The sequence below is a fragment of the Desulfoluna sp. CYM3A genome, from assembly GCF_056829965.1.
Window position 1 is genome coordinate 4,656,863 of the sequence record NZ_CP186556.1, and the last position, 16,519, is coordinate 4,673,381.

The following is a 16,519-nucleotide window of genomic DNA, read 5'->3' on the forward strand; positions in this document are numbered from 1 at the left end:
CCTCCGGCGGCGAGGTGTGCCACCTCGAAAGCATATTGCCATAGCGATTTCCCCTTCGTTCCTCAGGGAAAATCGCTATGGCGTTCGCCGCGGGCTGCGCCCGCCATCAACGCTGGCGACTATTCGGGCATTGCCGCAAGCTCTGTAAAACCTTGGGCGGAGTATCTCCGACGGCAGTGGGCATTGCCCTGTCTCAGGTTTCGTTCCCAGGCTCTGCCTGGGAATGATCCACGGAGGCTCTGCCTCCACGCTTGAAGCCGCTTTCCCCTGTACGTTTTATCCGCTATGCTTCACACGGCAAGGCGAAGCCTTGCCATCGGCACTCCCAGGCTGAGCCCGGGAGCGAGTGACACGACCTTCTCCTGCAAAAACGCTCCACTGAATCTCACCATCCCCCACGCGAATGCCCCGGCAACAATTGCATGACCGCACGACGTCCGTGCATTCGCCACAGGGTTTCAAGGTGCCCCCACCTTGCCGCCGGAGGCACCAGCGACATTTAAAAATACAGATCCCTCTCACCGTCGGTGACGCGTTTCAAGAGTTTGGAGAACTCTTTGCCGCACTTGCGCTGGGCCATGGTCTCTTCGCTCTTGGCCAGAAGGGCTTCGCCTGCGGCCCGGGTTTCGGGGCTGGCGTAGTCGCTCAGGTACTCGCGCAGGGTCAACAGGGCGTTGGGGATGCAGAACTCCTGGATAAAACCCTGCTTGGCAAGGCCCATGAAGTGGTCCCCGGTGCGTCCTTTGCGGTAGCAGGCCGTGCACCATGAGGGGGTAAAACCGTTTTCCGCCATTTCGCGGATCACTTCGTCCAGGGAGCGGTTGTCGCCGAGGCAGAACTGCTGAACGTCGGGGCGGTCGTATTCGGGGTCGGAGTAGGCTCCGGGGTAGGTGCGGGATCCGGCGCTCATCTGGGAGACGCCGAGTTCCATGAGCTCGCGCCTAAGCTCCCCGGTTTCGCGGGTGCTCATGATAAGGCCGGTGTAGGGAACGGCCAGGCGCGTGATGGCCACGATCTTTTTAAAGCGGTGGTCGGTGATCACATCGGGAGGGTTGGTGGACATCTCGGAACCCAGGGCAGGCTCAATACGCGGAAAGGAGATGGTGTGGGGACCGACCCCGGTGTCTGCTTCCAGCTGCTGGGCGTGGGCAAGCAGGGCCAGCAGTTCGAATCGGTGATCAAAGAGGCCGAAGAGCGCCCCCATGCCCACATCGTCGATGCCGCCTTCCATGGCCCGGTGCATGGCGTGGAGTCGCCAGAGGAAATCGGTCTTTTTGCCCTTGAGGTGAACCTTGGCGTAGGTTTCCCGGTGGTAGGTTTCCTGAAAACACTGGTAGGTGCCGATACCGGCGGAGGCCAGGGTCTTGAAGCCCTCGACGGACAGGGGCGCGCAGTTGATGTTGACGCGGCGGATCTCTCCGCTCTTTTCCGACTGGGTGGCGTAGACCGCTTCCACGGTCTCTTTCATCCATTCGGCGCCGAACCGGGGGTGCTCGCCGTAGACCAGCAACAGGCGCTTGTGGCCCTGGTCTTCCAGCACCCTCACCTCGTCCTTGATCTCATCCATGGTGAGGGTTCGGCGGGTCAGCTCCTTGTTCGTGGCGTTGAACCCGCAGTAGCTGCAGCAGTTGCAGCACTCGTTGGTGATGTACAAAGGCGCGAAGAGCACCATACGGTTCCCGTAGATGCTCTCTTTGACCCTCTTTGCCGTGGCGAAAATCTCGTCGTCCAGGCCGCTGTCTTCGCAGGCGAGAAGAACCGCTGACTCTTCAAGGGTCAGCCCTTTCATCTCACCGGCCTTGGCCAGGACCTCCCGGACCCTCTCAGGTGCCGGGTTGCTTGCTGTTTCTATGTGATTCCAGATGCTCGCCGCATCGATAAAATCCTCGGGGTGCTCAGGGTCATACGTCATTTCATCCATCCAGTGGCATGGCGCCTCGGCACCACACCGAAAGTCCCGGGCGCCGGCAGATATACAGGCGTCAAGGCTTCCCGCAATCTAATATGTTATTACAAAGGCTCCAACAGACCATCTGGTCCATGGGGACAACCGTGGCGATTGCCCCCATGGCAAATAGCATATTTTGTGCCAGAAGGCTCATACAATACGAGAATCCGAAGAAAAAACACCTCTCCGGGCTGTGTCGGAAAGCTGTCAACAACAGCCGGAACCGCGACCAGGGAACCGATCAACCCATCCCTTGCCTGTGCCCCTCCTGAATGCTCTCCATATCGACGAACCTGTATTTGTACCGGGTGGGAGTCAACCCATGGCAGTAAGGCCCCCGGAGCCGGGCCATGGGCCCGGCATGGATGCATCAGATGTACAATTCGATGCCCTTGTCTTTGAGGGCCCGGATGCGAGCACTCCGGTCCTCGTAGGTGGTGTGGAGCAGGTGGTGGGAACGGTGCCCGCAGGGTCCCTCCTCCAGAAAGCCGCCCCGGGCGTAGAGTGCCCTCACCATGGGATTATCCTGGGATTTACGAAGGGCATATTTGCGGGGGTCTGCGTCAGCGTTGTACACGGACTGCTGGCGAAGCCCCACCAGGTCCAGGACCGCTGCCACACTTTTCTTTGCCATGCCCGCGCCCACCACAGCGTACCCGCAGGCCAGGCCCGCTGCCTTGATAAAACTGCGCCTGGAGAGATCCCATCTTCCTTTTTTCATAACCTTGCCTCCTTTATCCCACCTTCCTCATGTTGAACCGCTTGTTGACCGTGGCCATCATCTTCTTGAACAGGGAGGCCTCCATGATGGAATCATCCACGGGCTGGCCCCCGCCGTTGACGCAGCCCCCCGGGCAGGTCATCACCTCAATAAAGTGCAGGTCGCTTGTTCCGGCCCGCACCTCCTCGCAGAGCTTTGCCGCCTCATGAAGGCCGCTCACCACGGCCACGCGCACAGGCCCGAAACCAGGCACGTCCACCGACACCTTGTTGATGCCCGTGCCGGTGCGCACGGCCTTGATGGCCGGGTCGGCAAGGGTCTTGCCGGAGATGGCCTCGTAGGCAAAACGCAGGGCCGCTTCCATGACCCCGCCGCTGGTGCCGAAAAGGGTGGCGGCCCCGGTGGCCATGCCCAGGATGGGGTCGGCCTCCTCATCGGGAAGGGAGGCAAAGGAGATCCCTGCTTTTTTGATGATGTAGGCCAGCTCCCGGGTGTTGATGGTGGCATCAATGTCCCGAGAGCCGCCTGCGTTCATCTCCGGTCGCAGCCCTTCGTATTTCTTAGCGATGCAGGGCATGATGGAGACGGTGTAGACCTTTTTGGGGTCTGTGCCGGTCTGCTGGGCCCCATAGGTCTTGGCCAGGGGCCCCAGCATGGCAACGGGGGACTTGCAGGTGGAAAGATGGGGGATCAGGTCGGGGTAAAAGGACTCGCAGAACTTGATCCAGCCCGGACAGCAGGAGGTGAACTGAGGCAGGGGCTTATCGCCTTTGCCCCCGTTTTTCACGCGCTGAAGGAGTTCGGTGCCCTCCTCCATGATGGTGACGTCGGCGGTCCACTCGTTGTCCCAGATGTAGTCGAAGCCCAGGCGCCGCAACACCGCATGCACCTTGCCCCCCACCCAGGTGCCCGTGGGCATGCCGAAACACTCGCCCAGGGCATACCGCACGGCAGGGGCTGTCATGGACACCACCACCGTATCCGGGTCTTTCAGCTTTTCCAGCACCTCGCTTACATAGGAGACACGCTCGGTCACGGCACCGTAGGGGCAATGGGTCAGGCACTGGCCGCAGTTCATGCAGACGGAAGGATCCACGATGTGTCGCGTGCCGTCCTCGGTCTCCTGGATCGCGCCGGTGGGGCAATGATGGGAGCACTCCCCGCAGCCCTGGCACACCTTCGGATCCACCTCCACGAAATAGAGGGTGTTGGGGTCTGTTGCCCCCGGAGAGTAAACGGTATTGCGGATTCCTTCCATAGTTCGAACCGCTCCGGGCGGATCCACCCGGACCCCGGACAGGTCCATGGCGCGAGTTGCGGGTCTTTTCCTGGTTTCTTCTGTCATGTTGCGTGCTTCTCCTCCCATGTGGGTAAAGGGCAACCCCCCGTCGTAGACTGTATTCCTTATATTTAAGTTGCCTACCCACGCCGATGGGAAAATGCAACAGGGATATGTATCCGAAAAAACGAACCAGACCGCGTACCGCGTTAAGCCGCCGAAACACCTGACACATCCGGACGCACCTCTTTTTATTCAATAATTTCTATTATTCCCTTCAATTTCATTAAAAAATCGTTTTTTGCCACTGAAATAGCGGTATCGCAGGATAACTCATGTAAGCCAACGGCAATTTGCATCGCCCACCGAACATCTTTGCTTAAAACACCCTACCAAGACCTTAAAAAAGGACTCCAAGTACGAAAAACAGGCCGCCATTTCAGCCTTTTTCCCATGTCTGTTTTTTTGTTCCACACTCGTTCGGGCTTTTGTGATCCGTTCTTTCGTCACACCCCGCAACAAGCAAACACAAGCAAAACAGCGTTTGCCTTCTTCCGAAAACCATCCCCGGTCACCGACGTACGTTGGTACCGTTCCTTTATCGGTAACATTCAGTCGAACAAGTAGTTTTGGGAATTGTGTTTTTAATAAAACGGAATTTTACCCGGCTTTTTTTACATAAACAGCACATCACTCCGGCGGCGGTACCGCAGCCCCGTCATGCCCCTCACCACCGGCAGACTGTCGAAAATCCTTGAATATTCGTTCTAAACTTTTCCAGAAGAGCCGCCGATAGCATGAAGGTAATGGAAGTCGTTTTTCCATCGCCGCAGGTTCAGGGCCACCGCAAGCAGATCAGGACGCACCGCTCTCAAGACATGGGATGGGTGATTCGGTGCATTACCATGAGGAGCCGAGACATGACCGATACAGGACACGCGGTAATACCCCTCACAGAGATTCCTGTCTCCCGGCGGGAGCAAGCCAAGGCCGATATCCTCGAAAGCTACCTGTTCAGCTCCCAGGTCCACACGCTCCAGACCCTCACCGTCACCATCACGGCCGGCATCAAGCCGGGTGAAGAAAAAATCAACGCCCTGGCACTGCTCCAGCTCCTGCAGCGGTTTCACTTGGAGACTGTCAAAATCAGCGCCCTGATTATTCACGGCGTGCTGGCCGAAGAACCCTTTGACGAATCCCTTTACGTCCCCTGGGACGACGACGGCCTCGGCCGGACCGTGCGCCTGGTTTCCAAGAACAACGACATCACCCTCACCGTCTCCGGCACCCTGCCCCGGGGCGGAAAAAGCGGCCGCATCACCCGCACCTTTTTCGACAAGGGTTCCAACGCAGGCAAGATCCTCTCCGACGGACGCATCGACTTCCGGGAGATGCTCCGCTACCCCTCGGCCAAGGCCGGGGATCTCCTCTTGCAGGTCTCCCTCCCCGACACCGCCAAAGACGGCCTCTCCCATGACGGCACCCCGGTCCAGCCTCCCGTGGCCAAGGAGTACCCCCTGAAGCTCAGAAAAAGGGCGCGAAGCGTGTACATCACCACCAGCGAAGGCGAACGATGTAAAAGCGAGTCGGGACGGCGTGGTCATCACCCACCTCGGCCCGGAAGGGATCTCGGCCATTGACATCACCGATCGCATTGTGGTGGGGGATATCGATTTTTCCGTGGGAAACATCGGTAGTGATGTGGTCTGCCCGGTGAGCATGCAGGCGGAATCGGTCAACGAGGGGTTCCTGGTAAAGGTGGCGGGGTCGGTGACCATCCGCACCATCAACGGCGGCCATGTGGAGTCCGGCAAAAAGGCGACGGTGGATCAGATGCTGCCCGAAAGTCACCTCACCAGCGACGGGGATGTTGCCTGCCGAAGCGTCTCCTCCTCCACCATCTGCTGCGAGCACGGCACCGTGTCCATTCAGCGGGAAGCCATCGACGCCACCATCCATGCCCACCGGGTGGCCATCAACACCTCGGCGGCCCTGCTGCTTAACTCCCACATCCACACCTGTGTGGCGGATCTGGACAATGTACGGGTCAGCGGCACAAACCACCTCATCCTGGGGCCCGGCCTCTTTGCGAAACGCGATGAGCTGATCCTTGAAAAGCGCCGGATCAACACAGCCCTTCACGAGCTGGAGGAGACCCTCAACAAAGCCAAGGCCTCCCTTGTGGCCGAACTCAAGAGCCTGTCCGCCGAGTTTGGAGAAGACGACTCCGTCAGGCCGGTGTTCAAGAAAATTGTCGCATCCCTCAAGGCCTATGAGTTCGAGGGGGTCCCCCAGCTGATGGCCTCCCTGAAGCGGGGCAACACCTGCCTGGCCGTCAGCGGCGCCATGCAGACCATTGAGCATACCCGCACCCTGTGCGGACGGTTCTGGGACCTTGAGGCCCAGGCCAAAGCCCTCCAGAACGAGATCTCAGAGGTGGAAGAGGCGCTCAGGACCATCAGCTTCAGCATCAACGCACGCCTGCGTCCCTCCGCTGTCATCGCCATCCACCTCGGCAGCAACGACCCCGCTCCCCTCACCCTGGAGGCCCCTCCGGGCAGTGACCACGACCACGCCGTCAACATCAAGGGCAAATTCACCGTTGAAGAGGGATTGGTGACCTCACAGCGTTCGCGTTAGCCCGGCATCCCCCCGGATGTTGACAGCCTGTCGGCGGCCCCGTATCCTGAACAAAACCAAGCATCAGCAAGACGTTTGCCAGCAGCCGCCCCGGCCTTCCGTCATGGGCTCCCCGCCCGGCCAGGGCCACCCCGTCCCCCACATCATACAGGTGCCCCATGCCCTTGGAACCCCGTCTAAAAAAAGAGGTCGGCGCCATGCTCCGCGCCGCCCGCACAGCCGGTCGGGACATGCTCTTCGAGCATGAAGTGTACGCCATTCTCCGTGCCATGGACATCGAGGTCCCCCGCCATGCCCTCGTCGCCTCGGCCCACGCGGTCACCCGCGAGCTTCTCCACGGCATCGGGGGGCCCGAGCTGGTGATGAAGATCGTCTCGCCGGCTGTCACTCACAAAGCGAGCGCAGGCGGCGTGTGCATGGTCCACGCCGACCCAGACTTTGTCCGCTACACCTTCGAGAAAATGACCTCTGCGTTTCGGGACATGGGCGTCCCGGTGGAAGGGGTGCTCATCACCGAAAAGGTGGACTACCAGCCCGAGCTGGGCAATGAAATCCTCCTCGGGTTTCGGGAGAGCGAGACCTTCGGGCCGGTGCTCTCCTTTTCCAAAGGGGGCAGCGACGCCGAATTTTTTGCCAGGCACTTTTCCCAGCCCAACCTCATCCTCGCCCCGGTGGACCGGGACTGGACAAGGGCCCTTCTGGAGTCCTCCCACATCCACGAAAAATTCAAGGCCTGGAACCGTGAGGCGGACGTGGGACGCATCGTGGATGTGGGCGTGGCCTTCTCAGACCTGGCTGTTGCCTTCTCCTCCTACTTCAACACCGGCTCCGACCACGTCATCACGGAGTTCGAGGTCAACCCCCTGGTCTTTGCCACCGACGGCCGGTTTGTGGCCGTGGACGGCTTTGCCCGTTTCAAGCCCCGGGGCCCCCTGCCCGACCTGTCCATCGCCCCCGAAGCCACCATGAGGCCCTTTTTCGAGCCCAGGGGCATCGCCGTGGTGGGGGTCTCCACATCGGACCCCACCAAGGCGGGGAACATCATCGTCGAGAACCTCATCCGCATGAAGCGGCTCGACATCTACTGCGTCAACCCCCGGGGAGGCACCCTCTCCGCAGGATCCCGAGAATTTCCCGTCCACACCGACCTGGAGGCCATCGACGCCCCCGTGGAGCTTGCCATTATCACGGTGCCGGCAAGCGCCACCCTGCCCGTCATCGAAGGGTGTGTAAAAAAAGGGGTCAAGGCCGTCATCCTCATCCCCGGGGGCTTTGCCGAGGTGGACAAAAACAGGGACCTGGAAGAGGAGATCTCCCGCCTCGCCAAAGAGGGCGGGTTTCGCCTCATCGGACCCAACTGCCTGGGCATCGTCTACGAGGGGAGCCGGACCGCCAAAGGCCTCAACACCTTCTTCATTCCCGAGGACAAATTCTCCGTCAGCATGGAACGTGAGAACAAGGTGGCCATCCTGAGCCAGAGCGGGGCCCTGGGCATCATCGAGATCGACAACCTGAAAAACGCCATCTCCCCCAAGGTGATCGTCAGCTACGGCAACCAACTCGATGTGGACCCCTGCGACCTGGTCACCTATTTTCAGGACGACCCCAGGATCAACGTCATCGGCTGCTACATCGAAGGGTTCAAGCGCTACGCGGGGCGCAAGTTCTTCGACGCCGTCAGGGCCGGGACCAAACCGGTCATCGTCTACAAGGCCGGGCGCACCGAGGAGGGGCGAAAGGCCACGGAGTCCCACACCGCCAGCATCGCAGGGGAGTACGCCGTGGCCCGTGCCGCCATGAAGCAGGCCGGGGCCATCGTGGCCGACACCATGGTGGACCACGGGGACTTCATCAAGACCTTTGCCCTCATGAACGACTTTGTTGTCTCGGGCAACCGCGTGGCCATCATCGCCAACGCCGGGTACGAAAAAACCTACGCCGCCGACAATTTGGGGGACCTGGTCCCGGCGGATTTCGATGAGGCCACCCTTTCGGCCTTAAGGGCCATCATCCCTCCCATGGCCGAGGCCTCCCCCCTTCTGGACCTCACCCCCATGGCCGATGACGCCATCTTTGCCGGTGCCGTCGAGACCATGCTCAAATCCCCGGACGTGGACGCCCTCATGGTCTCCATCGTGCCCCAGAGCGCCCTGATCCATACCACCGACGATGAAATCCGAACCAACCCGGACAACATCGCCGCCCGCATCATCCGGCTGGTCCATGCCTACAAAAAACCCGTGGCCGTCTCCGTCAACGTGGTGAGCCGGGCCGATGCCGTCTACAACGAGCTGGGACGCACCCTGGATGCGGGCGGGGTCCCCACCTATCTCACCGCCAACCGGGCCATGGTCTGCCTCAACGCCTTTATCCGCCACCGCCTGAGCCGGGACATGACCCGGCCCTTGAGCCACCGGCTGAAATAAGGCACAAAAAAACGCCGTGCGAGTGACCTCGCACGGCGTTTCATGGTCCTTTCAACACATCAAACCGGATAAGCCCGGTGGATCACTGCAGGGGCCTGAGTTCCACCCGACGGTTTTGCTTTCGCCCTTCCTCGGTCTCGTTGTCCGCCACGGGATTTTCCTCGCCAAAGCCCTGGTACTCCAGGCGCCCTTCGGCAACCCCTTTGCTCACGAAATACTCCTGCACGGCCTTGGCCCGCCCTTCGGAAATACGCTGGTTGGCCGCATCGCTCCCCTCGCTGTCGGTGTAGCCTTCGATGGAAACCCGCACATCGGGGTTGGTCATCAGAATCTCCACCACCTCGTTGAGCAGGGGAAGGAAATCGGACTTGATGCGGGTCTCGCCCGTATCAAAGGTCAACCCCTGGATCACCCAGCACCCGCGGCTGTCCACCACGGCCCCCTGGGGTGTGTCCGGACAACGGTCCATGCTGTCTTCCACCCCGTCACCGTCCGCATCGGCTATCACGGGGCAGCCCAGCTCATCCACGGGCTGGCCTGCGGGGGTATTCGGGCACACATCCATGTCGTCGGGAACCCCGTCCCCATCGGAATCCAGCACCACAGGACAGCCAAGCTCATCCACGGCCTGGCCTGCGGGGGTGTTGGGGCAGGCGTCCACATCATCGGGGACCCCGTCGCCGTCGCTGTCCATCACGGCCATGGGCTCCTCTGCGGCGGCCTCACGCTTGCCGAAACGCCAGCTGATCCCCAGCTGCCAGGCAAGGTTGTTGTAAAAGTCATCAAAGGGCATGACGTGGCCTCGGCCCTCAAGTCCAGATTGTCCATGATGGCGTATTTGAGACCCGCTCCGTACTCGGCCATGAAATCGGTCTCAGAATCCCCCACGTCCGGGTCCAGGCGCAAGGCACCCGCCCCGATAAGCACAAAGGGCCTCAAGGCCTCCTCGGGCATGAAATGGTAAAGGGCGTCCAGGGAATAGCGCTGACCGTCCACGTCCACATCGAACTTTTTCGTCTCCGTGGAGATCCAGGTAAAGCCGCCTTCCAGCGTGCACCGCTGGTTTATGGCATACCCCAGGGCAAGCCCCATGGTGTACCCGTCATCCAGATTCTGGTTCCCCTCGAAAATGTGCCCTCCCACCATGGGGGAGAGGTCAAAACGATAGTCCGATCCTTCGGCGCTCGGCTGCCCTGCCCAGACCATCACCACGGCAACCAGAGCCAGGGCTTTCATGCATCGTTTCATACTGCCTCCTTTGTCCTTTGTATCGTGGATTGCCTTGCGAAGCCGTTTCAACGAAAAAACATGCCTTGCCGACCAAACCTCAGGAACCTGAGACCAGTATGCGCGAGATGACGTGTCGATGTACGCCGGGGACGTAGAAAAATGCAGTTCAAAAAAAGGTGCTGTAAGGAAGAATTCCTGACGCCGAATCCTTGATGGCCGGTGCCAAGGACATTGAAAAAATGCTGAGATGTTACGATATATATCCGGGCAAGGCGGGTAACTGCCCCTTTGATACGGCGGAAAAGGGACCGCGGCTTAAAGCAGCCCCCTTTCCCCGGTTAATGGAGGAAGTATACACCAACGGCCCGCCGATATTCAATCAGCAATCCCCTAAATTCATTAAAAAAAATACTTCAGCCCCAAACATTCTGCCGCAACCTGGCCTTCTACACGGGGCAAAAGTCAGTTGAGGCAGGTGTGCCGCCTGACATGGGCCGCGATGATGGGGTTCACCTTGGGGCCGTGGGTCAGGGGCGCCATGTGGCCGGCATCCACGAGGTGGTAGTCCACATGGGGAATCACCCCGGAAAGGGCACGGGAAATTTCATAAGAGAGCGCCGGACTCTGACGCCCGGCCATAAGACAGGTGGGGGCTTCAAGCTTTCCGTAGCGCCCCATGCGAAGCCCTTTGTGCGCGGACGCAAAATAGTCCAGGGGCATCTTTTTGACACACCCGGCCAGCGCCTCCTGGACCTCGGAGGGCAACAGATCGAACAGCCCGTCCCCGCTGAAAAAATCCACGAACATGGAGGCCCCCGTCTTAAGATTGCCCCGGTTGATCTCCTCGATGACCGACCCCATCAGGGTCTTCTGCTTTTCGTAGAGGGCGTCGTCTATTTCACGAACCACGTGGTTGGCCATGGGCTCATACAGGGAGATGCTGCGAATGCGCTCGGGCATCTCCAGGGCCAGATGCATGGCCACGGCCCCGCCGTAGGAGTGCCCCACCAGGTGAAACGGGGTGTCGCCGGGAACATCATGGGCAAGGGCCCGGCGAATGAGGGTCAACTCGTCATCCAGGGTAAAGTCCCCCGCCTGTTCATCAGAAACGGACGGGGCATCCCCATACCCCCAGAGATCCACCGCCACCACCCGATGGGTCTGCTTCAGCTCTTCCATCAGGGAAACCCACTGCACCTTCGAACTCATGGAGCTGTGGAGCAGCACCACAGCCTCCCCTTCGCCTTCGGACACCCAACCCATGCCTATCCCCCTTGATTTGCCGTAATAAATAAAAAACCCCGATGCCTCATTGGGGCATCGGGGTTCATGTTAAAGGCCTTGCACGGCATGTCAAGGATGTTGGGCCCACGCCCGCTGTCAAACCGTGAAACATTACCAGAGGCATCACCGATCCCGTTTGAAAGCACGACCCCGATGGCTGAGCGACAACCAGTAGGTCTCCAGCTGCTCGGGGGTGAGAACCTCCTGAATCGGTCGGGCCATCTCGCCATCGCCCTCAGCGCCCCGCGCCACCCGAAGGAAGTCGAAACCCTCTGTGGTGTGCATCACCCGAGCCACAACCTTCTGTGCATTCACTCGCCGGGCCACCATGGGTTTCAGGGTCTCCTGCTGATCCGGGGTCAGGGAGAGGACTGCCGTCAGCTCTGCCATCACCTCTTCGGCGCTCTTGTCCGCCCAGGGCAGGCGCCAGCTGGTCCGGAACATATTGAAACGTCTTGCCTTCCGTGTCTCTGAAAGAAGCCGTTGATACTGATCGGGCGTCAATACCTCCACAATCAGGGAATACCGTTTCCGGATAATCGCATTGATTTCGGCCAGGGTGCGATCGTGGAGCTCCACCAGTTCTCCCCGCAGCCCGGTAAGAAGGGGGTCAACGGCCCTGCCCTGATCCGGGGTCAGGTCGATGCGGCCCACCATGCGCGCAATGATCATGGCCGCAGGGGGGCCTCCGTGGACAAACCGGCGCACCTTATGATGCGTCACCTGGCGAGCCGTAAAAAAACCGGCCAGGGCCCCCAGTGAAAAGATCAACCCCACCCCCACCATGAGCTTTACTCGTTTCATGACAACCTCGATCAAAACATGTAAGCGATCAGGTGCTCGACATACACCGACGTGTCTATCAGCGCCAGGTTCAACAAGTCTTCACTCCCATGGGACCAAAGCGCCAGTATCACGGCGAGTCCGCCCGCCGCAAGGGAGGTCAGGGGAACAAGGCGCCAGACGGCCTCGGAAAACCCCTCCTCCTGAGGTCTTGCCGGGTAAACCCGGAGACGGGCCACGTCTCTCATCACCCCGGCCTGGAAGGCTTCCGTCTCCTGCCGGCTCTGCCACAGCCCCGACGTGACCTGTCGGTCTTTCAAGGCCCGCATCAGACGGATATCCCACTGTTTTTCTCTCATCACACGTATCTCCTCCCGGACAACTCACCGGGCCGACGCCCTTCAGGTGATTTTTTCAAGAACAAGGCGCAGTTTCCTGCGGCTTCGAAAGGCGTTGATTTTCACATTGGCCATGCTCATGTTCAGAAAAAGCGCCACCTCACGGGTCGAGTACCCCTCCAGGTAGTAAAGCTCCATGATCATGCGCTCCCGGGCGGACAAGGCGCCGAGGGCAAAGGAAAGCACCTCTTCAGCGGTCTTCCGGGTTTCATCGGCGTGGAAACGACGGTGGGAATCGGCGGACAGCACAGCATCCATCCACTCCGCCGAAGGCAGGTCCCCCCCGGGCACGAGGGAGCTCACCGGCGTCTCTTTGCAGCGCATCTCCCTGCGCCAGAAATCATAGCAGGTGCGCACGGCCACCGTGGTCAGCCATGCCCGGAACGAACGCCCCAGGGTAAAGGATCCCAGGGACCCGTAGGCCCTGACAAAGACGTCGTGTGCCACCTCCTCGGCCTGGTCAAAGGGCACATGCCTGCCGACAACACGCCCCACATGCGGGGTATACTTCACCAGCAGTGCCTCATAGGCATTGGCATCCCCCGCCAGCACGCGCCTCACCACGTCGTCGTCGCATGTGTCAGGCATCTCGTCTTTCGGATAATTCTCCATCACCCGCTCAACCCAACCCGTTCCGCGCCACAGTCTTTCCGGCCTGCCGTCCTGCTTTATCCCCCTTGCGGACCCTGCCGGAATCCCCCCGCCGTTTCAGACATATTCTCCTTATGGGTCGTACGGGACAGGCAAAGCGTTACAAAAAAACGGCCTCTCACCCCCGAAAGGCAGCCCGTTGTTTTTTTCCTTTCAGATGTAACCTCCGGCCGGTTGCTGGCGACTACAACAACAGAAAACCGAGCCGTTCGGGTAAACAGGCCGCCATGGGCATCTCACCTTACGGCAATGGCGGCAGGAGCCAACCCGTGACCAGGCGTTGCCTTACTTCCCCCCAGAAAAGAGGCGCCATCGCCTGGTCACCCCCCGCAAGCCCCTGCCGACCCAAGCGCCCCGCCATGCAGCTTGCATGACGGGGCGTTTAAATTCCCGGGTCGCACCAGCCCTTTGCATGTCAGGCGATCACAGGCTCGATGTCGTCTTCTTCGATGAGTTTCCCGCTGAAAAACATCAGGTAGAGGAACACCCCGTACCCCACCGTGGCCACCACCGCCATGGTGGCAAGGGCATCCCCCAGGGGGACGGCTACGGCCACCAGGAGCCAGTGGCCTGCGATGAGTTGTTTTGAGTTGAGGCGAATGGGAAAGTCAAAGCGCCGGTAGATCACCGCCAGCCCGCTCAGGTTCCACCCGTAAAGGGCGGCCACCGCATGGAGCCGAAGCAGGAGATCCCCCCAGCGAAGGTAGCCGTCGGACATGATCTCAAGGAGAATGTACGCAATGCCGGTAATGGCCGTGTACAAAAGGAACAGCATGCCCGACACCAGAAAGCTCTTCTGTTGCAGCCCCTTCACGTAGGTAACAAACAGGACAAAAATGAGGATGACCGTGAAAAAAAGCACCAAGGTCACGGCCACCTGAGGCCACAGGGACCCGGCCACGATAAAAAGAAAAAAGACAATCACCCCCAAGTTCACCGCCCAGAAGGCAAACTGGCTGGCCGCGCTCATAAAGGGCTTTTTCAGGTCCGGGATCAGGGAAAACATGACGCTCATGGTGATCAGGGACACCGGAAAGGAGAACCCCAGGAAAAAGGTGTCGATGCTCAGGGTCTCCAAGGTAAAGAGATGAAGCCAGGCATCGTTTAAAATCACCAGCACCGAGGCAAGGAGCCCCAGGACCAGGCAGAGCAGGGAGGCATGGGCAAACCGGTCGGATGTGGTGTGCCCCCTTAAGAAAAACTCCTTGGGAAAAAAGGAGTAGGCATTGCAGCGCACACTCTCGGCGATGATTGCCAGGCCCAGGCCGCAGACCGCAGCCGGGACAAAGAGCTCCAGCCAGGCAAAAACGGCAAAGACCACGGAGAAGACCAGGAAAAAGCGCACCCGTACCGACATCCCTTTTTTGTTTTCGATATAATAGAGGATGGAGGTCCCGCCTGAGGTGAGGTTGAACAAAAAGATATGGAGGCGCTCAAAGTTGTGGGTTCCGGGCACCATGTGATGCAGGTAGCCGAACCCCAGGGCCGCCACCATGATGAACATAAACAGCAGTCGGTATCGTTTCCTCACGGCATATCTCCTAAAGCACTTCGGAAAGAGCGTCGGCAAGGGTGGGATGGACAAACCCGTACCCGCTCTGTTCTAGAACGCCGGGCAGGGCTTTAACGCCTTCCAGCAACACCTCCCGCCCCATCTCCCCGAAGGCACCGGTAATAACCGCCGCAGGAAGCGTGGTGAAGGAGCAACGATTCACACTCGATGCAAGGGTCCGGGCAAAGGCCCGATTGGTGACGGGGTGAGGCGCGGTGAGGTTCACCGGGCCTTCCAGGTCAGGGGTCCGCAGGATATGGCCCACGGCCCCCAGGACATCTTCCATGGAGACCCAGCTCATGTACTGATCACCGCGACCAAAGGTCCCCCCCAGCCCGGCCTTGAACACAGGAAGCAGCCGTGCCAGCGCTCCGCCTGCAGGGGTCAGCACCACCCCGATGCGAAGGGTGACCAGCCGACCGCCCGGCCGGGTCCAGTTGGCGGCGGCGGCCTCTTCCCACCGCCTGCACACCTCCGAAACAAAGGACCCGCCGCAGGAGGCGGCCTCGGTCACCGCCTCGTCACACCGGTTCCCGTAAAACCCCACGGCCGACGCCGACAGAAAAACCCTCGGGCCGTCTTTGTGCCGGGAGGCGGCCCTGGCCAGAAGGGCGGTGCCATCCAACCGGCTCTTCATGATCCGCTCACGCTTTGCAGGCGTCCATCGGGCGTTTCCGATGTTTTCTCCGGCCAGGTGAATCAGGACATCGCAGCCCTTGAATTTTTCGTGTTCCACGGTCCCTGCCACCGGGTCCCAGGCGATCTCATGGGCCCCCGGGGCCCTTCCCCTCACCAGGGGCATCACCCGATGCCCCTGGCTTCTCAACCACGGCACCAGGGCCGAGCCGATGATTCCACCGGCCCCGGAAACAGCAATGGTGAGGTGGGGCTCCCCCGCAGCGGCAAGGCGTGAAGCAATGTCCCGTGCGGTGACGGCATGGCGATAACGAAACATTCGCGTTAGCTCTCTGTCCGCAAAGGACCCGGCCACGGCGTGGGATAGGGGCGCAAGGGGAAGGCGGTATTGAATCGTATCTGTGAGAAGGCAGCCCCCGTCGTCTTCGTCAAACCGGTGGGTATGCTCAAAGGCCGCAAAGGGCCCCCTGACCATGGTGTCGGTGAAGCCCCGATCACGGGAACAGGCGGTATGAACGGAATGCCAGTGAATGGGCAGGGGCCCGAGCTTCAGGGTCAGGGAGGTGGTGGCGCCCTCTTCCAGCCCCCCGCGCCGCCTCAGGTTCCGGTAAGCCACCCAGGGCGGGGTCAGGCGCTGGACAACCCCGTCGCCCCCGTGCCAGTCATAAACCTCACGGGCTGAACACTTCAGTCGAAGCCGCCGTATAAATCGTCGATGCATCCAGGCCCCCATGGGGTTGATGTGTCGGTCTGAAAGCGATGATGAAGGCACGAGGGGCCGGAGCCTTATAGATGCACACAGGGCCCGGTCATCGGACATGTGCGCCAGAATCGTTCCGTGATCCAGGGTTCTTCGTGCCTGTAACCATACCAGAGGCATAGTACAGGACCGGGGAGACACGCAACACAAAACCCCCTTGGCCCGGATGACCATGGAAGAAAAACAAACGGACCGTTGCGTGCCCACAGGC

14 protein-coding genes are annotated in these 16,519 nt (G+C 60.3%); 3 read left to right on the forward strand and 11 right to left on the reverse strand.

Annotated features, from left to right (window positions below; translation table 11 throughout):
- Positions 1-499: 499 nt before the first annotated feature.
- From hydG to ACOYW1_RS23625, 3 genes are all read right to left on the reverse strand, one after another.
- Positions 500-1,912 carry a [FeFe] hydrogenase H-cluster radical SAM maturase HydG gene (gene hydG / locus ACOYW1_RS23615; protein ID WP_482419995.1) on the reverse strand — a complete coding sequence of 471 codons (1,413 nt, stop codon included), beginning with the start codon at positions 1,910-1,912 and terminating at the stop codon, positions 500-502.
- 406 nt (positions 1,913-2,318) lie between these two features.
- Positions 2,319-2,669 carry an iron hydrogenase small subunit gene (locus ACOYW1_RS23620; protein ID WP_482418060.1) on the reverse strand — a complete coding sequence of 117 codons (351 nt, stop codon included), beginning with the start codon at positions 2,667-2,669 and terminating at the stop codon, positions 2,319-2,321.
- A 13-nt stretch (positions 2,670-2,682) separates the two neighbouring features.
- Complete coding sequence (locus ACOYW1_RS23625) at positions 2,683-4,014, reverse strand: [FeFe] hydrogenase, group A (RefSeq protein WP_482419996.1); 1,332 nt, start codon at positions 4,012-4,014, stop codon at positions 2,683-2,685.
- A gap of 854 nt (positions 4,015-4,868) precedes the next feature.
- Here ACOYW1_RS23625 and ACOYW1_RS23630 point away from each other — a divergent pair.
- From ACOYW1_RS23630 to ACOYW1_RS23640, 3 genes are all read left to right on the forward strand, one after another.
- Positions 4,869-5,588, forward strand: a complete 720-nt coding sequence (locus tag ACOYW1_RS23630) for a flagellar assembly protein A (protein WP_482419997.1) — start codon at positions 4,869-4,871, stop codon at positions 5,586-5,588.
- Positions 5,545-6,588 (forward strand): hypothetical protein, encoded by a 1,044-nt coding sequence (locus ACOYW1_RS23635; RefSeq protein WP_482419998.1) that lies wholly within the window; start codon positions 5,545-5,547, stop codon positions 6,586-6,588. Before ACOYW1_RS23630 ends, ACOYW1_RS23635 begins: the two co-directional genes overlap by 44 nt.
- 158 nt (positions 6,589-6,746) lie before the next feature.
- Entirely contained in the window at positions 6,747-9,014 is a 2,268-nt protein-coding gene (locus ACOYW1_RS23640) for an acetate--CoA ligase family protein (RefSeq protein WP_482419999.1), read from the forward strand.
- 82 nt (positions 9,015-9,096) lie between these two features.
- Here the strand turns inward: ACOYW1_RS23640 and ACOYW1_RS23645 are convergent, their stop codons facing one another.
- The 8 genes from ACOYW1_RS23645 to ACOYW1_RS23680 all read right to left on the reverse strand — a co-directional run bounded on the left by ACOYW1_RS23645 (position 9,097) and on the right by ACOYW1_RS23680 (position 16,269).
- Positions 9,097-9,807, reverse strand: a complete 711-nt coding sequence (locus ACOYW1_RS23645; protein ID WP_482420000.1) for an OmpA family protein — start codon at positions 9,805-9,807, stop codon at positions 9,097-9,099.
- On the reverse strand, positions 9,708-10,262 hold the full coding sequence (locus ACOYW1_RS23650) for a porin family protein (RefSeq protein WP_482420001.1): 555 nt from the start codon (positions 10,260-10,262) through the stop codon (positions 9,708-9,710). Before ACOYW1_RS23650 ends, ACOYW1_RS23645 begins: the two co-directional genes overlap by 100 nt.
- A gap of 444 nt (positions 10,263-10,706) precedes the next feature.
- Entirely contained in the window at positions 10,707-11,507 is an 801-nt protein-coding gene (locus tag ACOYW1_RS23655) for an alpha/beta fold hydrolase (protein WP_482418065.1), read from the reverse strand.
- A 144-nt stretch (positions 11,508-11,651) separates the two neighbouring features.
- On the reverse strand, positions 11,652-12,332 hold the full coding sequence (locus tag ACOYW1_RS23660; protein ID WP_482420002.1) for a hypothetical protein: 681 nt from the start codon (positions 12,330-12,332) through the stop codon (positions 11,652-11,654).
- Positions 12,333-12,343: 11 nt separating this feature from the next.
- Positions 12,344-12,670 (reverse strand): hypothetical protein, encoded by a 327-nt coding sequence (locus tag ACOYW1_RS23665; protein WP_482420003.1) that lies wholly within the window; start codon positions 12,668-12,670, stop codon positions 12,344-12,346.
- 42 nt (positions 12,671-12,712) lie between these two features.
- Positions 12,713-13,321, reverse strand: coding sequence for an RNA polymerase sigma factor (locus ACOYW1_RS23670; protein WP_482420004.1), 609 nt, complete (start codon positions 13,319-13,321; stop codon positions 12,713-12,715).
- Positions 13,322-13,775: 454 nt separating this feature from the next.
- Positions 13,776-14,891: a hypothetical protein gene (locus tag ACOYW1_RS23675; RefSeq protein WP_482420005.1), complete on the reverse strand. Its 1,116-nt coding sequence runs from the start codon at positions 14,889-14,891 to the stop codon at positions 13,776-13,778.
- A gap of 10 nt (positions 14,892-14,901) precedes the next feature.
- A complete protein-coding gene (locus ACOYW1_RS23680; RefSeq protein WP_482420006.1) occupies positions 14,902-16,269 on the reverse strand; it encodes a TIGR01777 family oxidoreductase in 1,368 nt (455 codons plus the stop codon).
- Between the last annotated feature and the right edge of the window lie 250 nt (positions 16,270-16,519).